Origin of the sequence: Streptomyces sp. NPDC058985, from assembly GCF_042740985.1 — a bacterium.
GTDB lineage: Bacteria > Actinomycetota > Actinomycetes > Streptomycetales > Streptomycetaceae > Streptomyces.
In genome coordinates this window covers 99,241-120,154 of record NZ_JBHYJX010000017.1, presented here as the reverse complement: position 1 = coordinate 120,154, position 20,914 = coordinate 99,241, and the positions used below count along the sequence as shown (strand labels likewise).

The following is a 20,914-nucleotide window of genomic DNA, read 5'->3' as shown; positions in this document are numbered from 1 at the left end:
GGGACGGCGGGGCAGGTGCGGGGCCGTCGGTGGAGGCCGCGGCCCGGTGACGGAGAATGGGGGCATGGCGGGAAAGGGCGAGCGGGCACGGCACTGGCAGTACGAGGAGCTCCCCGACGTCGACCTGCTGCGGGCCCAGTACATACGGAAGACCTTCGTACGCCACACGCACGAGCACTTCGTCATCGCGGCCATAGCCGACGGCGTGGAGGTCTTCCACCACGGCGGAGGCGATCAGTACGCCGGGGCGGGGTCCCTGGCCCTGGTCAACCCGGACACCCCGCACACGGGACGGGCCGGGGTGCCGGAGGGGTGGCGCTACGGCGCGGTCTACCCGGCGCCGGAGCTGGTGGCCGGGATCGCGGCGGAGACGACGACGCTGCGCGGGACACCCGGGTTCGTCCGGCCGGTCCTCGACGATCCGTACGCCGCCGAGCTGGTGCACCGCGTGCTGCGGGCCGCCGACGAGGGGAACGCGCTCGCCGCCGACACCCTGCTCAGGGTGGCCGTGACGCGGTTGCTGCGGCTGAACGGCGGGCCGCTGCCCCGCCGGGAGGTGCCGACGGCCGGGGGCGGGGTCGCGGCACGCGCGCGTGCCGCGCTGGAGGAGCGTATGGCCGGACCGCCGAGCCTGGAGCGGCTCGCCGGGGAGCTCGGCACCAGCCCGTTCGCACTGCTGCGGGCCTTCCGGGACGCCTATGGCATGCCGCCCCACACCTGGCTGACGGACGCCCGGGTGCGCCGCGCGCGGCGGCTGCTCGACACCGGGACGTCACCGGCCGAGGCCGCCGTCGCCGTGGGGTTCACCGACCAGCCGCACCTGAACCGGCACTTCGCGCGGATCGTGGGCGTGCCGCCCGGCGCCTACCAGCGGGAGCGCAAGAACGTACAAGACGCGCGGCGCCGCCTGCTCCTACCGTCCGAGGCGTGACAGAACAGACAGCCCTTCCCGAGACCGGAGCCGTCGAGGGCAAGCCCGACGCCGCCGTCGTACGGGACGCCCTCGGAGTCGGCGTCGCCGTCGGACTGTCCGGGTTCGCCTTCGGGGTGACCTCGGCCGGCAGCGGACTGACCCTCGCCCAGACCTGCGCGCTCAGCCTTCTCGTGTTCACCGGAGCGTCCCAGTTCGCGCTCGTCGGGGCGCTCGCGGCCGGCGGCAACCCGCTCACGGCGGCGGCGGGCGCCTTCTTCCTGGGCGTGCGCAACGCCTTCTACGGACTGCGTCTCTCCCAGTTGCTGGCCCTCCCGCGCGCGGTGCGGCCGTTCGCGGCGCAATGGGTCATCGACGAGACGACCGCCGTGGCCCTGGCCCAGCCCACGCGGCGCGGCGTCCGGATCGGGTTCACCGTCACCGGACTCACCCTCTACCTGCTGTGGAACCTCACCACGCTGCTCGGCGCGCTGGGCGCGGAGGCCATCGGGGACACCGCCGCCTGGGGGCTCGACGCGGCCGGACCCGCGGTCTTCCTGGCGTTGCTCGCGCCGATGTTGAGGAGCACCACGGAGCGCACCGTCGCGGGCCTGGCCGTACTCCTGGGCCTCGGCCTGCTGCCGGTGCTGCCGGCCGGTGTGCCCGTCCTGGTGGCCGCGCTGGCGGCGCCGCTCGTCCTGTGGGCGCGCGGACGCCGCGCGGAAGGAGCCGTCGAGCACCGTGACGACCGCGAGGCGTCCGCGGGGGAGGGAGAGCGGTGAACGTCTGGATCGCGATCATCGGGACCGCGGTGGGCTGCTACGTCGTCAAGCTCGCCGGACTGCTCGTGCCCGCCGGAGCCCTGGAGCGGCCGCTGGTCCGCACACTCGCCGCCCTGCTGCCCGTCGCACTCCTCGCGGCGCTCACCGCCCAGCAGACCTTCGCCGACGGCCAGACCCTCGTCCTGGACGCACGTGCCGCCGGAGTCGCCGCGGCCGCCGTGGCACTGGTGCTGCGTGCGCCGTTCCTCCTCGTGGTCGCGGCCGCCGTGGTGGTCACCGCGGGCGTGCGGGCCCTGGGCGGCTGACCGGGGTCAGCCGAGGGCACGGCCGTACGCGCGCAGCGTGCGCAAGGCCTCCAGCGTGACCGCGGGGCGCGCCTCCAGCGCCGGGGCGGGCGCCCGGCGGGGCCGGCGCAGGGGCCAGCCGCCGTCGTCCTCCTGCTCCGCCGCGAGGAAGTCGAGGGAGCGGGTCATCTCGGCGTCCGTGAACCACGCGCGCGCGAGGGAGTGCGGGTGCCTCGCGTAATCGTGCGGGAAGTGGTGCTCGCGCGGGGCGCGGCCGGGGGAGACGGGGCGCGTGCCGAGGTCGTCCGGGTCCAGCACGGCGAGCCGCTGATCGCGCACCAGGCGGCCCAGCCGTCCGGCCGCCGCCTCCGCGCGCGGGCGGTCGGGGACGGTGTCCAGGAAGGCCACGGCGGCCTCGACCTCGTACGGGTGCGGGGTCCGCAGCGACTCGGCCGCCCGCCAGCAGAAGTCCGTGGCGCGGAACAGCCAGGCGTGCCAGACCTCGTTGCGGTGCAGCAGGCCGACCACCGGACCGGTGGCGAGCAGCTCGCCCGGAGGGCGGTCCACGACCGGCCCGGAGGGCGCGCCCGGATACCCGTCCCCTCCGGGTGCGGCCGCGGGCAGGGCGCCGTCCGGCGTGGACGCGGAGGTCAGATAGCGGCACATCCGCTCCACGCGCTGTCCGCCACAGCGTCCGACCGCGTCCAGGACGCGCAGCGCACGCGCGGTGTGCGGCGGACGGCTGACGGGGCCGCGCAGGCCGGGCTCCAGCCCGTGGCCGTACCCGCCGTCCTCGTTGCGGTAGGCGTCCAGCGCGGTTTCCACCGGACCGGCGTCACCACCCCGGAAGTGGTACGCGAAGAGGCGCTGCTCCAGTACGCGCGCCGTGAGCCAGACGAACTGCTCCGCGCGGGCGAGCGACGAGGGCGACGCGGGCGCGTGCGCGGGCGTGCGCGGGGTCGGGGTGAGTGCGGAAGCTCCGGATTCGGCCATGGCACAGACCGTAGGCCGCGAAGCGGTCCGCGTACCCTGTCCCGGCTCAGGGCCCACTCTCAGGGGCGGGATACTGGTGTCATGCGGTTGACGGTCTTCTGGGAGCGGATGGCGGATCACTTCGGTCCGGGGTACGCCGACACCTTCGCGCGCGATCACGTGATGGCGGAGCTGGGCGGGCGCACGGTGAACGGTGCGCTGGACGCGGGCTGGGACGCCAAGGAGGTGTGGCGGGTGGTCTGCACCGTCATGGACGTGCCGCGGGAACAGCGGTGACGGTGCGCGAAGACCACCGGACCGTCATCCGGGGTGCGTGGCGTGGGCGAGACTTGCTCCGTGGCATCCACTGACGAGACCGGGCAGACGCCCCGGCAGCAGGCTCCCCCGCCCGGCCCGACGCCGCCCTCCGGCCCTCCGGCCGACGGCGCCGCCGGGCCCGCGGGTCCGGGCTCCCGCATGCCGCGCTGGCTGCCGCGCGCCATGGTGCTGGCCCTCGCGCTTGTCGCCGCCTTCCAGCTGGGCAGCTGGGCCTTCCACCAGCTCACCAGCCTGCTGATCAACATCCTCATCGCGTTCTTCCTGGCGCTCGCCATCGAACCCGCGGTGAGCTGGATGGCCGGACGCGGCTTGCGCCGGGGCTTCGCCACCTTCCTCGTCTTCCTCGCCGTGCTGGTCGCCGCCGCCGGGTTCGTCACGCTGCTCGGATCCATGCTCGCGGGCCAGATCGTCAAGATGGTCGAGGACTTCCCGGACTACCTCGACTCGGTGATCAGCTGGGTCAACGGCCACTTCCACACCGATCTGCGGCGGGTCGACATCCAGGAGGGCCTGCTGCGCTCCGACTGGCTGCGCAACTACGTGCAGAACAGCGCCACGGGTGTCCTGGACGTGTCGGCCCAGGTCCTGGGCGGTCTCTTCCAGTTGCTGACGGTCCTGCTCTTCTCGTTCTACTTCGCCGCCGACGGCCCCCGGCTGCGCCGCGGGCTCTGCTCCGTCCTGCCGCCCGCCCGGCAGGCCGAGGTCCTGCGCGCGTGGGAGATCGCCGTGGACAAGACCGGCGGGTACCTGTACTCGCGCGGCCTGATGGCGCTGATCTCCGGTGTGGCGCACTACGTCCTGCTGGAGATACTGGAGGTGCCCTACGCCCCCGCGCTCGCCGTCTGGGTGGGCCTGGTGTCGCAGTTCATCCCCACCATCGGCACGTACCTCGCGGGTGCGCTGCCCATGCTGATCGCCTTCACGGTCAACCCCTGGTACGCGCTGTGGGTCCTGATCTTCGTGGTGATCTACCAGCAGTTCGAGAACTACGTGCTGCAGCCGAAGCTGACCTCCAAGACCGTGGACATCCACCCGGCGGTCGCGTTCGGCTCGGTCGTCGCGGGCACCGCGCTGCTCGGTGCCGTGGGCGCACTGATCGCCATCCCGGCGATCGCCACGCTCCAGGCGTTCCTCGGCGCGTACGTCAAGCGCTACGACGTCACCGACGACCCCCGCGTCCACGGGCGCCGGAACCGTCCGTCCGGGCCCGGCGGCACCACGCGCATGCGCAAGCTGTGGACCCGGCGGCGAGAGCTGGGACGCCCCGGGCCGGAAGGGGCCGGGAGCGGCCCCTCCGCCTGAGCGTCCACCTCGGTGTGCGCGGCCGGTTCGGACCCCCGCCGGTGCGGCGGACGTACGCTCGGAAGTGCCGCGTGGTGCGCTTGACACGAAAATCGAACATCCATTCTCATGGAGGCTCCGGCAAGGCTCACGATGGGTGGTTCGACAGGGTTTGGACGGATAAGCGCCCGAGTTGTCCACAGGCCGGACCTGCGGCGCGGGGCATTGTCAGTGGCAGGCATTAGCGTCTTCGACGTGAAGCGATCGAATCAAGCAAACCGGGTGGAACCCATGGCAGGAACCGACCGCGAGAAGGCCCTGGATGCCGCGCTCGCACAGATTGAACGGCAGTTCGGCAAGGGCGCGGTCATGCGCATGGGCGAGCGGCCGAACGAGCCCATCGAGGTCATCCCCACCGGATCGACCGCGCTCGACGTGGCCCTCGGTGTCGGCGGCCTCCCGCGCGGCCGGGTCGTGGAGGTCTACGGCCCCGAGTCCTCGGGCAAGACGACCCTGACCCTGCACGCGGTGGCGAACGCGCAGAAGGCGGGCGGCCAGGTCGCGTTCGTGGACGCGGAGCACGCCCTCGACCCCGAGTACGCGAAGAAGCTCGGCGTCGACATCGACAACCTGATCCTCTCCCAGCCGGACAACGGTGAGCAGGCCCTGGAGATCGTGGACATGCTGGTCCGCTCCGGCGCCCTCGACCTCATCGTCATCGACTCCGTCGCCGCGCTCGTCCCGCGCGCGGAGATCGAGGGCGAGATGGGCGACAGCCACGTCGGTCTGCAGGCCCGGCTGATGAGCCAGGCCCTGCGGAAGATCACCAGCGCGCTCAACCAGTCCAAGACCACCGCGATCTTCATCAACCAGCTCCGCGAGAAGATCGGCGTCATGTTCGGCTCCCCGGAGACCACGACCGGTGGCCGGGCGCTGAAGTTCTACGCCTCCGTGCGCATCGACATCCGCCGCATCGAGACGCTGAAGGACGGCACGGACGCCGTCGGAAACCGCACCCGCTGCAAGGTCGTCAAGAACAAGGTCGCGCCGCCCTTCAAGCAGGCCGAGTTCGACATCCTCTACGGCCAGGGCATCAGCCGCGAGGGCGGCCTGATCGACATGGGCGTGGAGCACGGCTTCGTCCGCAAGGCCGGCGCCTGGTACACGTACGAGGGCGACCAGCTCGGCCAGGGTAAGGAGAACGCGCGCAACTTCCTCAAGGACAACCCCGACCTGGCCAACGAGATCGAGAAGAAGATCAAGGAGAAGCTGGGCGTCGGCGTGCGTCCCGAGGAGCCCGCCGCCGAGCCGGGTACGGACGCCGCCCCGGCCGACGCCGCACCGGCGGTGCCCGCCCCCGCGACCGCCAAGGCCACCAAGTCCAAGGCCGCGGCGGCCAAGAGCTGACCCGTGACACGACGAACCGACTGGGCCGAGTACGCCAACGGCCCCGCCGGGACGAGCGACGGCGCGTACGGGGCGACCGCGGCCCCGTACGAGACGGAACAGACCGCCGTCGGCCCACCCGACGGCGGCCAGGCGCGCCAAGGTGACGGCGAGGCGCGCCGGAGAGGCGGACGGGCCCGTGCGACGAGCGGCACGCGCCGGCGGCGCGGGCGTGCGGAGCCGTTCACCGAGGACGGAGGTGCCACTTCCTCGTCGAGGGCCGAGAAGGGGGAGCCTCCGCGGGACCCGGTCGAGCGGGCACGGGCGATCTGCCTGCGCCTGCTGACCGGGACCCCGCGCACCCGCAGCCAGCTCGCCGACGCCCTGCGCAAGCGGGAGATCCCCGACGAGGCCGCCGAAGAGGTGCTGTCCAGGTTCGAGGAGGTCGGCCTGATCAACGACAGCGCCTTCGCGGAAGCCTGGGTGGACTCCCGGCACCACGGCCGCGGTCTGGCCCGGCGCGCCCTCGCCAGGGAACTGCGGACCAAGGGCGTCGACAGCACACTCATCGACGTCGCGGTCTCCCGGCTGGACTCCGAGCAGGAGGAGGAGACCGCACGCGAGCTGGTGGCCCGGAAGCTGCGGGCGACCAGAGGGCTCGACCGCGACAAGAGGCTGCGCCGCCTCGCGGGCATGCTGGCCCGCAAGGGCTACCCCGAGGGCATGGCCCTGCGGGTGGTCCGCCAGGCACTGGAGGAAGAGGGCGAGGACACGGAGTTCCTCGGCGAGGACGGTTTCTGACGCGTCACGGTCGCCGCTGCGCGGGGCGACGATCGCGCAGGAACACCCTGCGCTCCCGGCGGAGTGAGCACCTTCCGCACGGCGGTACCGTCTGCGCCGTCGCGTGACCGCCCGCGCCGCGGACACCCTCCCGCAGACCCGAAAGGCGGCCCCGCCGTGCCCACGCCCGCGCCCCGCCGAAGAGCGACGCACGTTCTCGGCTACCGAGCCGCGGCGGTCACCGGCAGCCCCGCCGCGCGCCAGGCCTGGAAGCCGCCGACCAGATCGGTGGCCCGGTGCAGTCCGAGCCGGTGCAGCGACTCCGCCGCCAGGCTGGAGGCGTAGCCCTCGTCGCACACCACGACGACCCGCACGTCGTGGTCCGTGGCCTCGGGGAGCCGGTGGCTGCCTCGCGGGTCCAGCCGCCACTCCAGCTCGTTCCGCTCGACCACCAGGGCGCCGGGGATCACGCCGTCCCGCTCCCGCAGGGCGGCGTACCGGATGTCCACCAGCAGCGCCGCACCGGCCTCGGCGGCGTCGTACGCCTCGTGCGGAGCGACCCGCCGGTACCCGGCGCGCACCCGCTCCAGCAGCTCGTCCACGCCGGTCGGCTCGTTCACTGCCAGTCCTCCGGGCGCTCGACCTGCTCCAGGCGCAGGCTCTGCCCACTTCGGCTGTAGCGGCGGATCCGTGGCAGGGGCGGGTAGTAGGCGTGCACGGAGACCGCGTGCCGGTCGGGCGACTCGTTGAGCACCTCGTGCACGTGATGCCGGCCGAAGGCACGACCCTCGCCGGCCGGGAGCCGGCGTTCCCGGTCCACGTCGTCGGCGAGTTCCAGGGTCTTCCAGCCGTCGGTGGGCAGGCGGGCGGCGAGCGCGTTCTCCTTGAGCTCGCCCGCGGCGGTCACGAAGGCGCCGACGGACTCGGCGTGGTCGTGCCAGCCGGTGCCCGTGCCGGGCGGCCAGCCGATCAGCCACGCCTCGCTGCCACCGGGCCCTTGCAGCCGCACCCAGGTGCGGCCCTCGGGGTCGAGCGGCAGGGAGGCGACCAGCGCCGCGTCGGCGGCGGTGCGCCGGGCGAAGTCGAGGAGTTCGGCCTGTGTGGGAGCGGCCGGAGCCGCGGCGCGGGAGGCCGCGGCAGGGGAGGAGACAGTCACGGATACCGTCCTGGGAGTTCGCGAGGGGGCGCGCGGCGAGCCGTCGGCAGGCGAGGGAGGCGCCGCGCGCGGAGAAGAGGGAAGCGAATTCAGCAGGACGGCCGACACACGCAGCCCGCATAGCGGACGAGGTCCATATGGACCCTCCGCCACAGGCGCACACAGGTGTCGGTCACGGTCCGGAGTAGACCATGACGGTGCGGACCGGTCAACTCACCGTCACCATGCGGACAACGACCGCCCGTTCAGCGGGAACCGGCCGAAGCCCCCGCCCCCTTCTCCTCCGCCGCAGCACCCGCCGGGACCGCCGGCCCGCCCAGCGTCGCCTCCGCGGCCGCGTACAGATCGGCCGGGCGCACCCCGGTCAGCGCCGTGACCAGGTGACCGTCCGGCCGCACCAGCAGCACCGTGTGCGCGGCGGCACCGGGATAGCTCTCGGCGACCAGCAGCTCGGCCCGGTGGGGCAGCGCCGTCACCGCCGCCGCCAGCCGGGGCATGATCCCGGCCGTCACCCAGTGCTTGCGCTCCCACACCCCCGTGCCCGGCGCGATCAGCACCACCAGCAGCGCCCCGCGCCCGAGCCGGTCGCGCAGCTGTACGAAGGTGCCGTCCTCCGCCGTGACCCGCACATCGGTGACGGGCGCCCCGGGCGCCGTGCCGACCTCCGCCGTTCCGGCCAGGTCCGCGGGGGCGAGGGGCGAGTCGGCGTACGTTCCCGGCGCACCCAGCGCGCCGCGCCCCAGGTGGCCGTCGGCGAGCAGCGTGTCGTGGCCGCGGGACGATCCGGGGACGTAAGCACGCAGTCCGCCGCCCCCGCGCAGCAGCGGGAGCACCTGGTCGGCGGCGCGCAGCCGCGCGGCGATCGCCGCGCGCCGCTCGGCCTGGTAGCTGTCGAGCAGCGCCTCGTGCGGCCCGTGATGCCAGGCCAGGGCGAGTTTCCAGGCGAGGTTGTCGGCGTCCAGCAGCCCTTCCTCCAGGCCCTGTGTGCCCAGGGCGCCCAGCAGGTGGGCGGCGTCCCCGGCGAGCAGCACGCGGCCCACCCGCCAGCGCCGGGCCAGCCTGTGGTGGACGGTGTGGACGCCGGTGTCGAGCAGTTCGTACGCCGGGGAGGCGCCGTCGGACCAGCCGGTCAGGGTCTCGCGGACACGGTTCACCAGCAGCTCGGGCGTGACCAGGTCCTTGCCGGGCGGCAGCAGCCAGTCCAGACGCCAGACACCGTCCGGCAGGGGGCGGGCCACGACCTCACCGGCCGACGGGCCGGACATCCGCCACGGCGGCATCCGGTGCAGCAACGCCTGGTCCGCCCAGGGGAGTTCGGTGCGCAGTGCGGCGACGGCGTATCGTTCCACCGCCGTACGGCCGGGGAAGCGGATGTCCTGGAGCTTGCGGACGGTCGAGCGGGGGCCGTCGCAGCCGACCAGGTAGCTGCCGCGCCACCAGGTGCCGGCGGGGCCGCGGGTGTGCGCCGTGACGCCCGACTTCTCCTGCTCGACGCTGTCCAGACGGCTGTCCACCGCGACCTCGACCAACGGCTCGCGGGCGAGTGCCGTGCGCAGGACGTCGGTCAGCTCGTGCTGGGCGAGGTGCAGCGGCGGCTGACCGTCGCCGAACTCGACCTCGCGGATCACCTGCTTGCGCCGCACGGACCGCCATCCGGCCCAACGGGAACCCAGCCCTGTCAGGGACGCGCCGGTCAGCCGCTCGACGAGCTCGACGGCGTCCGCACGCAGGACGACGGTGCGGGCGGGGCGTGGTTCGTCCTTGCCGGGCCCTTCGTCGAGGACGACGCAGGGCACCTCCTGCCGCGCCAGCGCCAGGGCGAGCGTGAGCCCGACGGGCCCCGCTCCGGTGATGATCACCGGGTCCACGGTGCGGCGCCCCCTGCCCGTGGCGGTGTCCCGGGGGACGCAGGTGAACAGGACGTTGGAGCAGGGTGCACGGTCACAGAACGTATGCAACCTATTGCCGCTGCTTGCGTCAAGTGACGGAGGCAGTGGCGATCATGCCACTGCCTCCGTGATGGTCAGGTAAACCGACCAGTCGTCAGTTGGCGCCACCGGCGCCGGTCGCCGCACCGCCGGGGACGCCGGCGTCGTCCGCCTTCAGTACCGCACCGCTGGACTTCTTGGCCCGCCGCAGTCGGCGCTCCAGCCAGCTCGCAAAGCTGGTCAGTGCGAAGTTTATCGCGATGAAGATCACGGCCACCACCGTGAAGCTGGCGATGGTGTTGGCCCCGTAGTAGGCGCTCATCGTGTTGGCGGCGGCGAGGGTCTCGCCGAAGGTCAGGACCGCGCCACCGAGGGCGGTGTCCTTCACGATCACCACGAGCTGGCTGACGATGGCCGGCAGCATCGCCGTGACCGCCTGCGGCAGCAGGATCAGCCGCATGGTCTGACCCTTGCGCAGACCAATCGCCATCGCACCCTCGGCCTGGCCCCTGGGCAGCGCCAGGATGCCGGAACGGACGATCTCCGCGAGCACCGAGGCGTTGTACAGCACCAGGCCCGTGACGACCGCGTACAGCGGACGGTCGTCGGAGCTGACGTTCGAGTACTCGGAGAACAGGGCGAGACCGAAGATCATCAGGACCAGCACGGGGATGGACCGGAAGAACTCGACCACGATCGCCGCCGGCACCCGCACCCAGGAGTGATCCGAGAGCCGGGCGATACCGAGGACGGCACCGAGCGGCAGGGCGATGACCACCGAGAGCGCGGCGGCCTTCAGCGTGTTCTGCAGACCCGGCCAGATGTACGTCGACCAGGGCTCGCTGCTGGTGAAGAACATCTCCCACTTGGCCCACTCGAGCTGGCCCTTGTCGGAGAGTGTGCCGATCACCCACCACAGCACGGCCGCGAAGGCGGCGAAGAAGACGACGGTGAAGAGGATGTTGCGCCGCTTGGCCCGGGGGCCCTGGGCGTCGTAGAGAATGGAGCTCATCGCTTCACCGCCACCTTCTTGCCCAGCCAGCCGAGGAACAGGCCGGTCGGCAGGGTCAGAACCACGAACACGAGGGCGATGATCGCGGAGATCAGCAGCAGCTGTGCCTCGTTCTCGATCATTTCCTTCATCAGGAGCGCCGTCTCGGCGACGCCGATGGCGGCAGCCACCGTCGTGTTCTTGATGAGGGCGATCAGTACGTTCGCGAGGGGGACGACTGAAGAGCGGAATGCCTGGGGCAGCACCACGTGCCGTAGCACCTGGCCGAAGCTGAGCCCGATCGCACGGGCCGCCTCCGCCTGCCCGACCGGCACCGTGTTGATGCCGGAACGGAGCGCCTCGCACACGAAGGCCGAGGTGTAGAGGATCAGACCGAGCACCGCGAGCCGGAAGTTGATCGTCTCGAAGTCACCCTCGGCGCCGAGGGTGATCTGCAGCGTCTGGTTCAGACCCAGCGACGCGAACAGGATGATCACCGTCAGCGGGATGTTCCGCACGATGTTCACGTACGCGGTCCCGAAGCCGCGCATCAGGGGGACGGGGCCGACGCGCATGGCCGCCAGTATGGTTCCCCAGATCAAGGAGCCGACGGCCGACAGCACAGCGAGCTGCACTGTCGTCCAGATGGCTCCCGCCAGGTCGTAATCCTGAAGAAAGTCGAACACGATCTCCCGCGCTTCCGCGTGTAGGGATGCCCGCCCCGGTGCGCCGCCGCTGCCGGAGGGCGGCGCACCCTGTCAGGCCCGGCCTCAGCTCTTGATGTCGCCGATCTTCGGCGCCGGCTCGTTCTTGTAGTTGGCCGGGCCGAAGTTGTCCTTGACGGCCTTGTCCCACGACTTGTCGGAGACCATCTCCTCGAGGGCCGTGTCAATCTTGGCCTTGAGGTCGCTGCCCTTCTTGACGCCGATGCCGTAGTTCTCGTTGGTCATCTTGAAGCCGCCGAGCTTGAACTTGCCCTTGAACTGATCCTGGGAGGCGTAGCCGGCGAGGATCGAGTCGTCCGTCGTCAGCGCGTCGATGGCACCGTTCTGGAGACCGGTGAGGCAGGCCGAGTACGTCGGGTAGTTCTGCAGCTGAGCCTTGGGCGCGAGCTCCTTCTTGACGTTCTGCGCCGAGGTCGAACCTGTCACCGAGCAGAGCTTGGCGTCGTTCAGGTCCTCGGGCGACTTGATCTTGCTGTCGTCGGCACGAAGGAGCACGTCCTGGTGGGCGAGCAGGTACGGCCCGGCGAAGTCGACCTTCTCCTGGCGCTCCGGGGTGATCGAGTACGTGGCGGCGATGAAGTCGACGTCACCGCGCTGCAGCATGGTCTCGCGGTCGGCGCTCTTCGACTCCTTCCACTCGATCTGGTCCTCGGTGTAGCCGAGCTTCTTGGCGACGTACGTGGCGACGTCCACGTCGAAGCCGGCGTAGCCGTCCGGGGTCTTCTGGCCGAGGCCGGGCTGGTCGAACTTGATGCCGATGGTGATCTTCTTGCCGTCACCGGAGGAGCCGCTGTCCTTGTCGTCGCCGCCGCACGCGGTGGCGGTCAGGGCGAGGGCGAGCACGGCGGCCGAGGCGGCGGAGACCTTGCGAAGCTTCATGGTGAACATCCTTTGGCTGTGATCAGGCGATCAGGCGATCGGGCGATCGGGCGATCAGGCGCGGGAGACGAGGTCTCAGTGGTGCAGGATCTTCGACAGGAAGTCCTTGGCACGGTCACTGCGCGGGTTGCTGAAGAACTGGTCCGGCGTCGCCTCTTCGACGATGCGGCCGTCGGCCATGAACACCACGCGGTTGGCCGCGGAGCGGGCGAAGCCCATCTCGTGCGTGACGACGACCATGGTCATGCCGTCACGCGCGAGCTGCTTCATGACCTCCAGGACCTCGTTGATCATCTCGGGGTCGAGAGCCGACGTCGGCTCGTCGAAGAGCATGACCTTCGGGTCCATGGCCAGCGCCCGCGCGATGGCGACGCGCTGCTGCTGACCGCCGGAGAGCTGCGCGGGGTACTTGTCCGCCTGGGCGCCCACGCCGACCCGGTCGAGCAGCGCGCGGGCCTTCTCCTCGGCCTTCTTGGCGTCGACCTTGCGGACCTTGACCTGGCCCAGGGTCACGTTCTCCAGCACCGTCTTGTGCGCGAAGAGGTTGAAGGACTGGAAGACCATGCCGACGTCGGCACGGAGCCTGGCCAGTTCCTTGCCCTCCGCGGGGAGCGGCTTGCCGTCGATCGCGATCGACCCCGAGTCGACGGTCTCCAGACGGTTGATGGTGCGGCACAGGGTGGACTTGCCGGACCCGGAGGGTCCGATGACCACGACGACTTCGCCGCGGGTGATCGTCAGGTCGATGTCCTGGAGCACGTGCAACGCGCCGAAGTGCTTGTTGACACTCTTCAGGACGACCAGTTCGTCGGTCGCGGCCTTGTCTTCCTTGGCCACCGATACTTCGGTCATCGCTCTCGGGCTCCGTCCTCCTCGGTTTCGGAGGACAGTAGTGACCGGGGACACTCTGCGTCTCTACATCTGAGGGAGATCTGAGCATCACGATCCGATAGCAATCGGACACGAGTCGTAGCACTTGTGAGCAGGGCGCATATCGGCCGGATAACTTCGAGCGGCCGCGACCGGAGACCTCTTGACGAGGTCCCTCCGCATCGGCGTCACTGCACAAGGCGCGCACGCGCGTGCACGCGTCTTTCGCACTTTCTACGCGTCCTGAACGTACGGCCGATGAACCGAAGGGAGCCCGGATGAGACTGCTGCTCGTCGAGGACGACAACCACGTGGCCGCCGCCCTGTCCGCGATCCTGGCACGGCACGGCTTCGACGTCACCCACGCGCGCAGTGGCGAGGAGGCGCTCCAGGCGCTCGTCCCCGAGGTCGACGGCTTCGGCGTCGTCCTTCTCGACCTCGGCCTGCCCGACCAGGACGGCTACGAGGTCTGCGGCAAGATCCGCAAGCGCACCAGCACGCCGGTCATCATGGTCACCGCGCGTTCCGACGTCCGCTCCCGCATCCACGGCCTCAACCTCGGTGCCGACGACTACGTGGTCAAGCCGTACGACACCGGGGAGCTGCTCGCCCGGATCCACGCCGTCAGCCGGCGCACCGCCCAGGAGGACGCCACCGGGAGCACCGAGACGGTGGTGCGCCTCGGCGCGCTGCGCATCGAGCTGCCGACACGCCAGGTGAGCGTGGACGGAGCGGTCGTCCAGCTCACCCGCAAGGAGTTCGACCTCCTCGCGCTGCTCGCCCAGCGTCCCGGAGTGGTGTTCCGCCGCGAGCAGATCATCAGCGAGGTCTGGCAGACCAGCTGGGAGGGGACCGGCCGCACCCTGGAGGTGCACGTCGCCTCCCTGCGCGCCAAGCTGCGCATGCCCGCGCTCATCGAGACCGTCCGCGGCGTCGGCTACCGCCTCGTCGCGCCCACCGGATAGCGGGGCCGGGTGAGCACACGCCTGCTCCCGCTGCTCATCGTCCTGATGGCGGCCGTCCTGCTCGCGCTCGGCGTTCCGCTCGGCGTGAGCGTCGCACGCGCGGAGCAGCAGAAGGTCGTGATCGACCGCATAGACGACACCGCACGCTTCGCCGCGCTCGCCCAGTTCGTCACCGAGGACGTGCCGGGCGGCTCCCGCCCCACGAGCACGGACGAACGCCTGGAGACCCTCCAGACCGAGCTGACCAGCTACTACGAGGTGTACGGCATCAAGGCGGGCGTCTTCTACCGCAACCACATCCCGATGGCCAACGCGCCGACCACCTGGTTCCTGCCCCAGACCGGAGAGGTACGCGACTCCTTCGACGAGGCGCTGCTGAGCCGCCGCAGCCACGACCCGCCGCAGGTGTGGCCCTGGCAGGACGGACACCTGGTGGTGGCCTCGCCCGTCATCCGGGACGGCGACGTGGTCGCGGTCGTCGTGACGGAGTCGCCGACCGACTCGATGCGGTCGAGCACCCTGCGCGGCTGGCTGGTGATCGGCGCCGGTGAGATCGCCGCGATGCTGCTCGCCGTCGGCGCCGCGCTCCGGCTGACCGGCTGGGTGCTCAAGCCGGTGCGGGTCCTCGACGCCACCACCCACGACATCGCCACCGGGCGGCTCAAGTCCCGGGTCGCGCCGGCCGGCGGGCCGCCGGAGCTGAGACGCCTCGCCGGGTCGTTCAACGAGATGGCCGACCACGTGGAGGACGTACTGGAGCAGCAGCGCGCCTTCGTCGCCGACGCCTCGCACCAGCTGCGCAACCCGCTCGCGGCCCTGCTGCTGCGCATCGAACTGCTCGCCCTGGAACTGCCGGAGGGCAACGAGGAGATCGCCTCCGTCCAGGCCGAGGGCAAACGCCTGGCCCGGGTCCTGGACGACCTGCTCGACCTGGCGCTGGCCGAGCACAGCCAGGCCGACCTGAAGGTCACCGACGTCGGCGCGCTGGCCGCCGAGCGGGTGGCGGCCTGGGCGCCGACGGCCGGGGCCAAGGGCGTACGGCTGGTGGGGGAGTGCCCGCCGACCACGGGCTGGGCCGACCCGGTGGCCCTCTCCAGCGCCCTGGACGCGGTCATCGACAACGCGGTGAAGTTCACGCCGCCCAAGGAGACCGTCCGGGTCGAGGTCGCCTCCACCGGGAACGCCGCCACGGTCGTCGTCACCGACAACGGCCCCGGGCTCACCGACGAGGAGCTCGCGCGCGTGGGCGACCGCTTCTGGCGCAGCGGCCGGCACCAGAACGTCAAGGGGTCGGGGCTCGGCCTGTCCATCTGCCGGGCGCTGCTCGCGGCGGGGGACGGCTCGATCTCCTTCGGCCACCACGTGCCGCACGGCCTGGAGGTCACCGTCACGGTGCCGAGGACGGGGACCGCGCCCAAGGAGCCCGAGCGGCCCTACGGCTCCGGTGACCGGTAGGCGGCAGGGCGCCTACGGCTTGACCGACCGGTAGTAGCGCCGGGCGCCCTCGTGCAGTTCCAGCGGGTCGGTGTATATCGCCGTGCGCAGATCCACCAGCTGCGCGGAGTGGACGTGCGCCCCGATGCCGTCGCGGCTGTCCAGCACGGTCCGGGTCAGCCACTCGGTGAGCCGCGGATCGACGTCCGCGCGGGTCACCAGCAGGTTGGACACCGCCATGGTGGGCACCACGGCGCCGTTCTGCACGGTGGGGTACGCCGACTCCGGCATGTTGGTGGTGCGGTAGTAGCGGGTCGCGCCGCCCGACTCGTGCAGCTCGGTGACCAGGTCGTCGCCGATCGGCACGAAGCGGAAGGCGGACGTCTCCGCGATCTGCCTGAGCCCGTCGGTCGGCACGCCGCCCGACCAGAAGAACGCGTCCAGTTCGTCGCCGAGCCGCCCGGGGCCGGTGTCGATGCCGTCCGCGCGGGGCGTGATGTCCGTCTCCGGATCGATGCCGACGGCCTTCAGGAGACGGGTGGCGATCAGCCGCACGCCCGAGTTGGGCAGCCCTATCGCGACCCGCTTGCCCCGCAGATCGGCGACCGACTGGATGTCCGAGTCGGTCGGCACCACGAGCTGCACGTAGTCGTCGTAGAGGCGGGTGACCCCCCGCAGCGTCTCGGCCCCGGGCCGGCCGGCCAGCTTGTACGTCTCCACCGCGTCGGCCGCGGCGATCGTGAAGTCGGCCTCACCGGACGCGACCCGCTCGACGTTCTCCTGCGAGCCCGCGCTGGTCATCAGCCGCACGTCCAGACCCGGCATGTCCTTGCGCAGCTCGGAGCGGAGCAGCTCGCCGTACTTCTGGTAGACGCCCGCGCGGGTGCCGGTGCTGAACGTGACGCTCCCGCCCGGCGGCTTCTCACCCAGCGGCAGCAGCCACCACAGCAGCAGCCCGAGCACGACGGCACCGGCGACCGCGCCCTGGGCGGCCCGGCGCCCGCCGATACGGGAGAGCAGCGTGGACATGGGGCCGATCCTGCCAGCCCGCACCGGCCCTGACCAGGGCGGAGCTCACACCGCGGCGAGAGCGCGGGACCGTTGTCGGTGGCGGTCGCTAGAGTCCTCGGCATGAGCAACACCTCGCCCGCCGATCTGGTCCACGCCTTCCACCTCGCCTTCGGGCTGGACGCCCGCAGCGCCCCGGCCGAGGTCTCGCCCGGCCTGGCGGCGCACAGAGGTGAGCTGCTCGCCGAGGAGGCCGCCGAGGTCGCGGAGGTGTCGGTGACGGGTCCGCTCGACCGGCTCGCACACGAACTGGCCGACGTCGTCTACGTCGCCTACGGCACGGCCCTCGTCCACGGCATCGACCTGGACGAGGTGATCGCCGAGATCCACCGCTCCAACATGACCAAGCTCGGCCCCGACGGCAGCGTCAGCCGCCGCGCCGACGGCAAGGTCCTCAAGGGCGACCACTACGAGGCGCCGGACGTCTCCGCCGTCCTGCGCCGCCAGGGGTGGACGCCACGGACGCCGGACGCGGTGGGGACGCCGCGGACACCGCGGACCCCGGATATGCCGGAGACGCCGCGCGGCTGAGGCCCTCGCGGAGACCCACGCCGCGCGGCTGATGCCCTCGCGGAGACCCGCGCGGCCGAAGCCGCCGTCAGTCGCCGACCGACGCCTCCGCCCCCGTCGTCGTCCGGGACGCCCCGTCGGGGATGCCGCCGCCCGGGTGGTCGGGACGGTCCCGGCGGCCGAACAGGCGCATCCCCAGCGGCTCGGTGAAGCGGGCGGTGAGGGGGCCGAGGACGACCAGGATGAGGACGTAGGCCGTGGCCAGCGGGCCCAGGGACGGCTCGATGCCGGCCGAGACCGCGAGACCCGCGATGACGATCGAGAACTCGCCGCGCGCCACCAGCGCCCCGCCCGCACGCCAGCGGCCCTTGACGGAGATCCCGGCGCGCCGTGCCGCCCAGTACCCGGTGGCGATCTTCGTCACTGCCGTGAGCAGGGCCAGCGCGAGGGCCGGCAGCAGGACCGGCGGAATGCTGGCCGGGTCCGTGTGCAGGCCGAAGAAGACGAAGAACACGGCGGCGAACAGGTCCCGCAGCGGGCTCAGCAGCGTGTGCGCGCCCTCCGCCACCTCCCCGGACAGCGCGATGCCCACGAGGAAGGCGCCCACCGCGGCCGACACCTGGAGCTGCTGCGCCACACCCGCGACCAGGATCGTCAGGCCGAGCACCACCAGCAGCAGCTTCTCCGGGTCGTCGCTGGAGACGAACCGCGAGATGAGCCGGCCGTAGCGCAGCGCCACGAAGAGCACCAGCCCCGCCGCGGCCAGCGCGACCGCCAGGGTGATGCTGCCGGTCATCAGCCCGGCACCGGCGACCAGCGCGGTGACGATCGGCAGGTACACCGCCATCGCCAGGTCCTCCAGGACCAGCACGCTCAGGATCACCGGCGTCTCACGGTTGCCGACCCGGCCCAGATCGCCCAGCACCTTGGCGATGACACCGGACGACGAGATCCACGTGACACCGGCGAGGACGACGGCCGCCACCGGACCCCAGCCCAGCAGCAGCGCGGCCACCGCACCCGGCACCGCGTTGAGCGCGCAGTCGACGAGGCCGGCCGGATAGTGGGACTTGAGGTTCGTGACGAGGTCGCTGGCCGTGTACTCCAGGCCCAGCATCAGCAGCAGGAGGATGACACCGATCTCGGCGCCGATGGCGACGAACTCCTCGCTCGCGCCGAGCGGGAGCAGCCCGCCCTCGCCGAAGGCCAGACCGGCCAGCAGGTACAGCGGGATGGGGGAGAGCCGGTAGCGCCCGGCGAACCGGCCGAGCAGCCCCAGACCCAGGATGATGGAACCGAACTCGATCAGGAGGACCGCGGAGTGCACCGGCTCACTCCTGCCCGAGTATCGCCGCGGCGGCGTCGACGCCCTCACGGGTGCCGATGACGATCAAGGTGTCACCACCCACCAGCCGGAAGTCCGGCGCCGGGGAGGGGATCGCCTCGGCCCGGCGCAGCACCGCCACGATCGACGCGCCGGTCTCGGTCCGCATGGACGTCTCGCCCAGCAGCCGCCCGTTCCAGCGGGAGGTGGCGGACACCTCGATCCGCTCGGCGACCAGGCCCAGGTCCGTGGTGTAGAGCAGGCTGGCGCTGTGGTGCGAGGGCTTCAGCGCGTCGATCAGGGCACCCGCCTCGGGGCCGGTCAGGCGCAGCGAGTGCGCGCACGAGTCGGGATCGTCGTCCCGGTAGACGTTCACCGTGCGGGCGCCGTCGCGGTGTGCCACCACCGACAGATGGCGGTGTGCGCGCGTCTCCAGGTCGTACTGGACCCCGATACCCGGCAGCGGCGTCGCCCTCAGGCGTGGTGCTGACACGAGTTTTCCCCTCATTCGTCCTGCTTCCCTTGCCGCACTTCCCGCACGTACGCGACGTGCTCACGGCCCCGCCATGCTGTCATCCGCACGTACCGTGGCGATATGGGTGTCGTGACGGATATACGCGGCCGGTCGCGGGCGCGCAGACTGGCCGCGGCGGTGTCGTGCGCGGAAGCCGGGAGGAGCGGAAAGAGGACCGTGTCGCTCTTCTGGCGGATCTTCTCACTCAACGCCGCGGGCCTGTTCGTCGCCACCGCCCTGCTCCTGGGACCACTCACCGTCTCGACGCCGGTCCTGCCCGGTGAGGCACTGATCCTGCTCGTGGGCCTCGCCGCGCTGCTCGCCGGAAACGCGGTCGTCCTGCGCATCGGCCTGAACCCCCTGCACCGGCTCGGCCGCGCCATGGCCACCGCCGACCTGCTGGTGCCCGGCGCCCGCCCGGCGGTCGCCGGACCGGCCGAGGCGGCCCAGCTGATCGCCACGTACAACACGATGCTGGACCGGCTGCGGGCCGAGCGCGCGGCCGGCGCCGGCCGCGCGCTCCAGGCGCAGGAACGCGAACGCCACCGCATCGCCCGCGAACTGCACGACGAGGTCGGCCAGACCCTCACCGCCGTCCTCCTCCAGCTCAAGAGGGTCGCCGACCGGGTCCCCGGCGAACTGCGCGATGAGGTGTCGCTGGCGCAGGAGGCCACCCGGTCCGGCCTCGACGAGATCCGCCGCATCGCCCGCCGGCTGCGCCCCGGCGTCCTGGAGGAACTCGGCCTGCCCAGCGCGCTGCGCTCCCTCGCCGCCGAGTTCACCCACCACGGGCTGTCCGTCGAGCACCACGTCCCCGGCGACCTGCCCCCGCTCGCCCCGGAGGCGGAACTGGTGCTCTACCGGGTCGCCCAGGAGGGCCTGACCAACACCGCCCGGCACGCCGCCGCCGACCACGCCGCGCTCAGCCTGCGTCCGCTGGCCGGCGGTGTCGAACTGCTCGTCCGCGACAACGGCACCGGTCTCGGCACGGCCGCCGAGGGCGCCGGGATCCGGGGCATGCGTGAGCGGGCCCTGCTGATCGGAGCCGAGATCCACTTCGAACCCGCCCCCGGAGGGGGCACCGACGTACGCCTGCGCGTTCCCGCCCCGCCCGGGGAGCGTTTCGCAGACCGAACCGGAGACAGCCCCTGATGTCCGCACGGCCCCCGATCCGCGTCCTGCTCGCCGACGACCACACCCTCGTACGCCGCGGGGTACGCCTCATCCTGGACGGCGAACCGGACCTCACGGTGGTCGCCGAGGCCGGTGACGGTGCCGAGGCGGTCGCGGCGGCCCTGGCCACCGGGGTCGACCTGGCCGTCCTGGACGTCGCGATGCCCCGCATGACCGGCCTCCAGGCGGCCCGCGAACTCTCCCGACGGCTGCCCGGGCTGCGCATCCTGATCCTGACCATGTACGACAACGAGCAGTACTTCTTCGAGGCCCTCAAGGCCGGCGCCTGCGGATACGTCCTCAAGTCCGTCGCCGACCGCGACCTGGTCGAGGCGTGCCGGGCCGCCGTGCGCGACGAACCGTTCATCTACCCCGGCGCCGAACGGGCCCTCGTCCGGTCCTACCTGGACCGCATGGACCGGGGCGGCGGCCTGCCGGAGCGGCCCATCACGGAACGCGAGGAGGAGATCCTCAAGCTCGTCGCCGAGGGGCACACCTCCAAGGAGATCGGCGAACTGCTCTTCATCAGCGCCAAGACCGTCGAACGCCACCGCGCCAACCTCCTGCAGAAGCTGGGCGTCCGCGACCGCCTCGAGCTGACCCGGTACGCGATCCGCGCGGGCCTGATCGAGCCCTGACCAGC

At 72.0% G+C, this 20,914-nt stretch carries 24 protein-coding genes; 12 read left to right on the top strand and 12 right to left on the bottom strand.

All coding sequences use genetic code 11. The features are described 5' to 3' along the window. Window positions 1-64: 64 nt before the first annotated feature. From ACFW01_RS17800 to ACFW01_RS17790, 3 genes are read left to right on the top strand one after another with little or no spacing between them, the layout of a single operon-like run. On the top strand, window positions 65-931 hold the full coding sequence (locus tag ACFW01_RS17800; RefSeq protein ID WP_234958430.1) for an AraC family transcriptional regulator: 867 nt from the start codon (window positions 65-67) through the stop codon (window positions 929-931). Beyond that, window positions 928-1,692 (top strand): AzlC family ABC transporter permease, encoded by a 765-nt coding sequence (locus ACFW01_RS17795; protein ID WP_234958431.1) that lies wholly within the window; start codon window positions 928-930, stop codon window positions 1,690-1,692. Before ACFW01_RS17800 ends, ACFW01_RS17795 begins: the two co-directional genes overlap by 4 nt. Further along, the gene (locus ACFW01_RS17790) at window positions 1,689-1,997 is read left to right on the top strand and encodes an AzlD domain-containing protein (protein ID WP_234958432.1); all 309 of its coding nucleotides are present in this window, start codon (window positions 1,689-1,691) and stop codon (window positions 1,995-1,997) included. The genes ACFW01_RS17795 and ACFW01_RS17790 overlap by 4 nt, the downstream gene beginning before the upstream one ends. Before the next feature lie 6 nt (window positions 1,998-2,003). Here ACFW01_RS17790 and ACFW01_RS17785 read toward each other — a convergent pair whose 3' ends face one another. Continuing rightward, the gene (locus ACFW01_RS17785) at window positions 2,004-2,969 is read right to left on the bottom strand and encodes a hypothetical protein (protein WP_234958433.1); all 966 of its coding nucleotides are present in this window, start codon (window positions 2,967-2,969) and stop codon (window positions 2,004-2,006) included. A gap of 81 nt (window positions 2,970-3,050) precedes the next feature. On the opposite strand from ACFW01_RS17785, the gene ACFW01_RS17780 reads away from it, so the two are divergent. From ACFW01_RS17780 to recX, 4 genes are all read left to right on the top strand, one after another. Then, complete coding sequence (locus ACFW01_RS17780) at window positions 3,051-3,245, top strand: DUF3046 domain-containing protein (protein ID WP_122618534.1); 195 nt, start codon at window positions 3,051-3,053, stop codon at window positions 3,243-3,245. A 60-nt stretch (window positions 3,246-3,305) separates the two neighbouring features. Next, window positions 3,306-4,589 (top strand): AI-2E family transporter, encoded by a 1,284-nt coding sequence (locus tag ACFW01_RS17775; RefSeq protein WP_384504457.1) that lies wholly within the window; start codon window positions 3,306-3,308, stop codon window positions 4,587-4,589. Window positions 4,590-4,859: 270 nt separating this feature from the next. Beyond that, a complete protein-coding gene (recA, locus tag ACFW01_RS17770) occupies window positions 4,860-5,975 on the top strand; it encodes a recombinase RecA (RefSeq protein ID WP_161327263.1) in 1,116 nt (371 codons plus the stop codon). Between the two features lie 3 nt (window positions 5,976-5,978). Continuing rightward, entirely contained in the window at window positions 5,979-6,755 is a 777-nt protein-coding gene (recX, locus tag ACFW01_RS17765) for a recombination regulator RecX (RefSeq protein ID WP_234958434.1), read from the top strand. Window positions 6,756-6,955: 200 nt separating this feature from the next. Here recX and ACFW01_RS17760 read toward each other — a convergent pair whose 3' ends face one another. The 8 genes from ACFW01_RS17760 to ACFW01_RS17725 form a co-directional block, all read right to left on the bottom strand. Then, window positions 6,956-7,354: a rhodanese-like domain-containing protein gene (locus tag ACFW01_RS17760; protein ID WP_234958435.1), complete on the bottom strand. Its 399-nt coding sequence runs from the start codon at window positions 7,352-7,354 to the stop codon at window positions 6,956-6,958. Next, window positions 7,351-7,890, bottom strand: coding sequence for a cysteine dioxygenase (locus tag ACFW01_RS17755; RefSeq protein ID WP_234958436.1), 540 nt, complete (start codon window positions 7,888-7,890; stop codon window positions 7,351-7,353). Before ACFW01_RS17755 ends, ACFW01_RS17760 begins: the two co-directional genes overlap by 4 nt. An 89-nt stretch (window positions 7,891-7,979) precedes the next feature. After that, the gene (locus ACFW01_RS17750; protein ID WP_309544753.1) at window positions 7,980-8,051 is read right to left on the bottom strand and encodes a putative leader peptide; all 72 of its coding nucleotides are present in this window, start codon (window positions 8,049-8,051) and stop codon (window positions 7,980-7,982) included. 84 nt (window positions 8,052-8,135) lie between these two features. Beyond that, window positions 8,136-9,758, bottom strand: coding sequence for an FAD-dependent monooxygenase (locus tag ACFW01_RS17745; RefSeq protein ID WP_384504454.1), 1,623 nt, complete (start codon window positions 9,756-9,758; stop codon window positions 8,136-8,138). Between the two features lie 175 nt (window positions 9,759-9,933). Further along, window positions 9,934-10,830 (bottom strand): amino acid ABC transporter permease, encoded by an 897-nt coding sequence (locus tag ACFW01_RS17740; RefSeq protein ID WP_384504452.1) that lies wholly within the window; start codon window positions 10,828-10,830, stop codon window positions 9,934-9,936. Next, entirely contained in the window at window positions 10,827-11,495 is a 669-nt protein-coding gene (locus tag ACFW01_RS17735) for an amino acid ABC transporter permease (protein ID WP_161326405.1), read from the bottom strand. The genes ACFW01_RS17740 and ACFW01_RS17735 overlap by 4 nt, the downstream gene beginning before the upstream one ends. A gap of 84 nt (window positions 11,496-11,579) precedes the next feature. Then, window positions 11,580-12,413, bottom strand: coding sequence for a glutamate ABC transporter substrate-binding protein (locus tag ACFW01_RS17730; protein WP_384504450.1), 834 nt, complete (start codon window positions 12,411-12,413; stop codon window positions 11,580-11,582). 75 nt (window positions 12,414-12,488) lie between these two features. Next, window positions 12,489-13,265: an amino acid ABC transporter ATP-binding protein gene (locus ACFW01_RS17725; protein ID WP_234958439.1), complete on the bottom strand. Its 777-nt coding sequence runs from the start codon at window positions 13,263-13,265 to the stop codon at window positions 12,489-12,491. A 296-nt stretch (window positions 13,266-13,561) separates the two neighbouring features. Between ACFW01_RS17725 and ACFW01_RS17720 the strand changes: the two genes are divergently transcribed. Both ACFW01_RS17720 and ACFW01_RS17715 read left to right on the top strand, forming a co-directional pair. After that, window positions 13,562-14,248: a response regulator transcription factor gene (locus ACFW01_RS17720; protein WP_234958440.1), complete on the top strand. Its 687-nt coding sequence runs from the start codon at window positions 13,562-13,564 to the stop codon at window positions 14,246-14,248. A 9-nt stretch (window positions 14,249-14,257) separates the two neighbouring features. Further along, window positions 14,258-15,703, top strand: coding sequence for an ATP-binding protein (locus ACFW01_RS17715; RefSeq protein WP_384504447.1), 1,446 nt, complete (start codon window positions 14,258-14,260; stop codon window positions 15,701-15,703). A gap of 12 nt (window positions 15,704-15,715) precedes the next feature. Here ACFW01_RS17715 and ACFW01_RS17710 read toward each other — a convergent pair whose 3' ends face one another. After that, the gene (locus ACFW01_RS17710; protein WP_234958442.1) at window positions 15,716-16,711 is read right to left on the bottom strand and encodes a TAXI family TRAP transporter solute-binding subunit; all 996 of its coding nucleotides are present in this window, start codon (window positions 16,709-16,711) and stop codon (window positions 15,716-15,718) included. Window positions 16,712-16,813: 102 nt separating this feature from the next. Between ACFW01_RS17710 and ACFW01_RS17705 the strand changes: the two genes are divergently transcribed. Beyond that, the gene (locus tag ACFW01_RS17705) at window positions 16,814-17,281 is read left to right on the top strand and encodes a MazG nucleotide pyrophosphohydrolase domain-containing protein (protein WP_234958443.1); all 468 of its coding nucleotides are present in this window, start codon (window positions 16,814-16,816) and stop codon (window positions 17,279-17,281) included. A gap of 67 nt (window positions 17,282-17,348) precedes the next feature. Here the strand turns inward: ACFW01_RS17705 and ACFW01_RS17700 are convergent, their stop codons facing one another. After that, on the bottom strand, window positions 17,349-18,587 hold the full coding sequence (locus ACFW01_RS17700) for a cation:proton antiporter (protein ID WP_234958444.1): 1,239 nt from the start codon (window positions 18,585-18,587) through the stop codon (window positions 17,349-17,351). Between the two features lie 4 nt (window positions 18,588-18,591). Beyond that, complete coding sequence (locus ACFW01_RS17695) at window positions 18,592-19,077, bottom strand: TrkA C-terminal domain-containing protein (protein ID WP_234958445.1); 486 nt, start codon at window positions 19,075-19,077, stop codon at window positions 18,592-18,594. Window positions 19,078-19,179: 102 nt separating this feature from the next. Here ACFW01_RS17695 and ACFW01_RS17690 point away from each other — a divergent pair, with 102 nt between their 5' ends. Continuing rightward, window positions 19,180-20,250 (top strand): sensor histidine kinase, encoded by a 1,071-nt coding sequence (locus ACFW01_RS17690; protein WP_384504444.1) that lies wholly within the window; start codon window positions 19,180-19,182, stop codon window positions 20,248-20,250. Continuing rightward, a complete protein-coding gene (locus tag ACFW01_RS17685) occupies window positions 20,250-20,909 on the top strand; it encodes a response regulator (RefSeq protein WP_384504442.1) in 660 nt (219 codons plus the stop codon). Before ACFW01_RS17690 ends, ACFW01_RS17685 begins: the two co-directional genes overlap by 1 nt. Window positions 20,910-20,914 lie beyond the last annotated feature (5 nt).

Coding starts and splice junctions, on each gene's coding strand:
- ACFW01_RS17800 (WP_234958430.1), top strand. CDS start 65: ATGGCGGGAAAGGGCGAGCGGGCACGGCACTGGCAGTACGAGGAGCTC.
- ACFW01_RS17785 (WP_234958433.1), bottom strand. CDS start 2,969: ATGGCCGAATCCGGAGCTTCCGCACTCACCCCGACCCCGCGCACGCCC.
- ACFW01_RS17780 (WP_122618534.1), top strand. CDS start 3,051: ATGCGGTTGACGGTCTTCTGGGAGCGGATGGCGGATCACTTCGGTCCG.
- recA (WP_161327263.1), top strand. CDS start 4,860: ATGGCAGGAACCGACCGCGAGAAGGCCCTGGATGCCGCGCTCGCACAG.
- ACFW01_RS17740 (WP_384504452.1), bottom strand. CDS start 10,830: ATGAGCTCCATTCTCTACGACGCCCAGGGCCCCCGGGCCAAGCGGCGC.
- ACFW01_RS17730 (WP_384504450.1), bottom strand. CDS start 12,413: ATGAAGCTTCGCAAGGTCTCCGCCGCCTCGGCCGCCGTGCTCGCCCTC.
- ACFW01_RS17725 (WP_234958439.1), bottom strand. CDS start 13,265: ATGACCGAAGTATCGGTGGCCAAGGAAGACAAGGCCGCGACCGACGAA.
- ACFW01_RS17720 (WP_234958440.1), top strand. CDS start 13,562: ATGAGACTGCTGCTCGTCGAGGACGACAACCACGTGGCCGCCGCCCTG.
- ACFW01_RS17710 (WP_234958442.1), bottom strand. CDS start 16,711: ATGTCCACGCTGCTCTCCCGTATCGGCGGGCGCCGGGCCGCCCAGGGC.
- ACFW01_RS17705 (WP_234958443.1), top strand. CDS start 16,814: ATGAGCAACACCTCGCCCGCCGATCTGGTCCACGCCTTCCACCTCGCC.
- ACFW01_RS17690 (WP_384504444.1), top strand. CDS start 19,180: ATGGGTGTCGTGACGGATATACGCGGCCGGTCGCGGGCGCGCAGACTG.
- ACFW01_RS17685 (WP_384504442.1), top strand. CDS start 20,250: ATGTCCGCACGGCCCCCGATCCGCGTCCTGCTCGCCGACGACCACACC.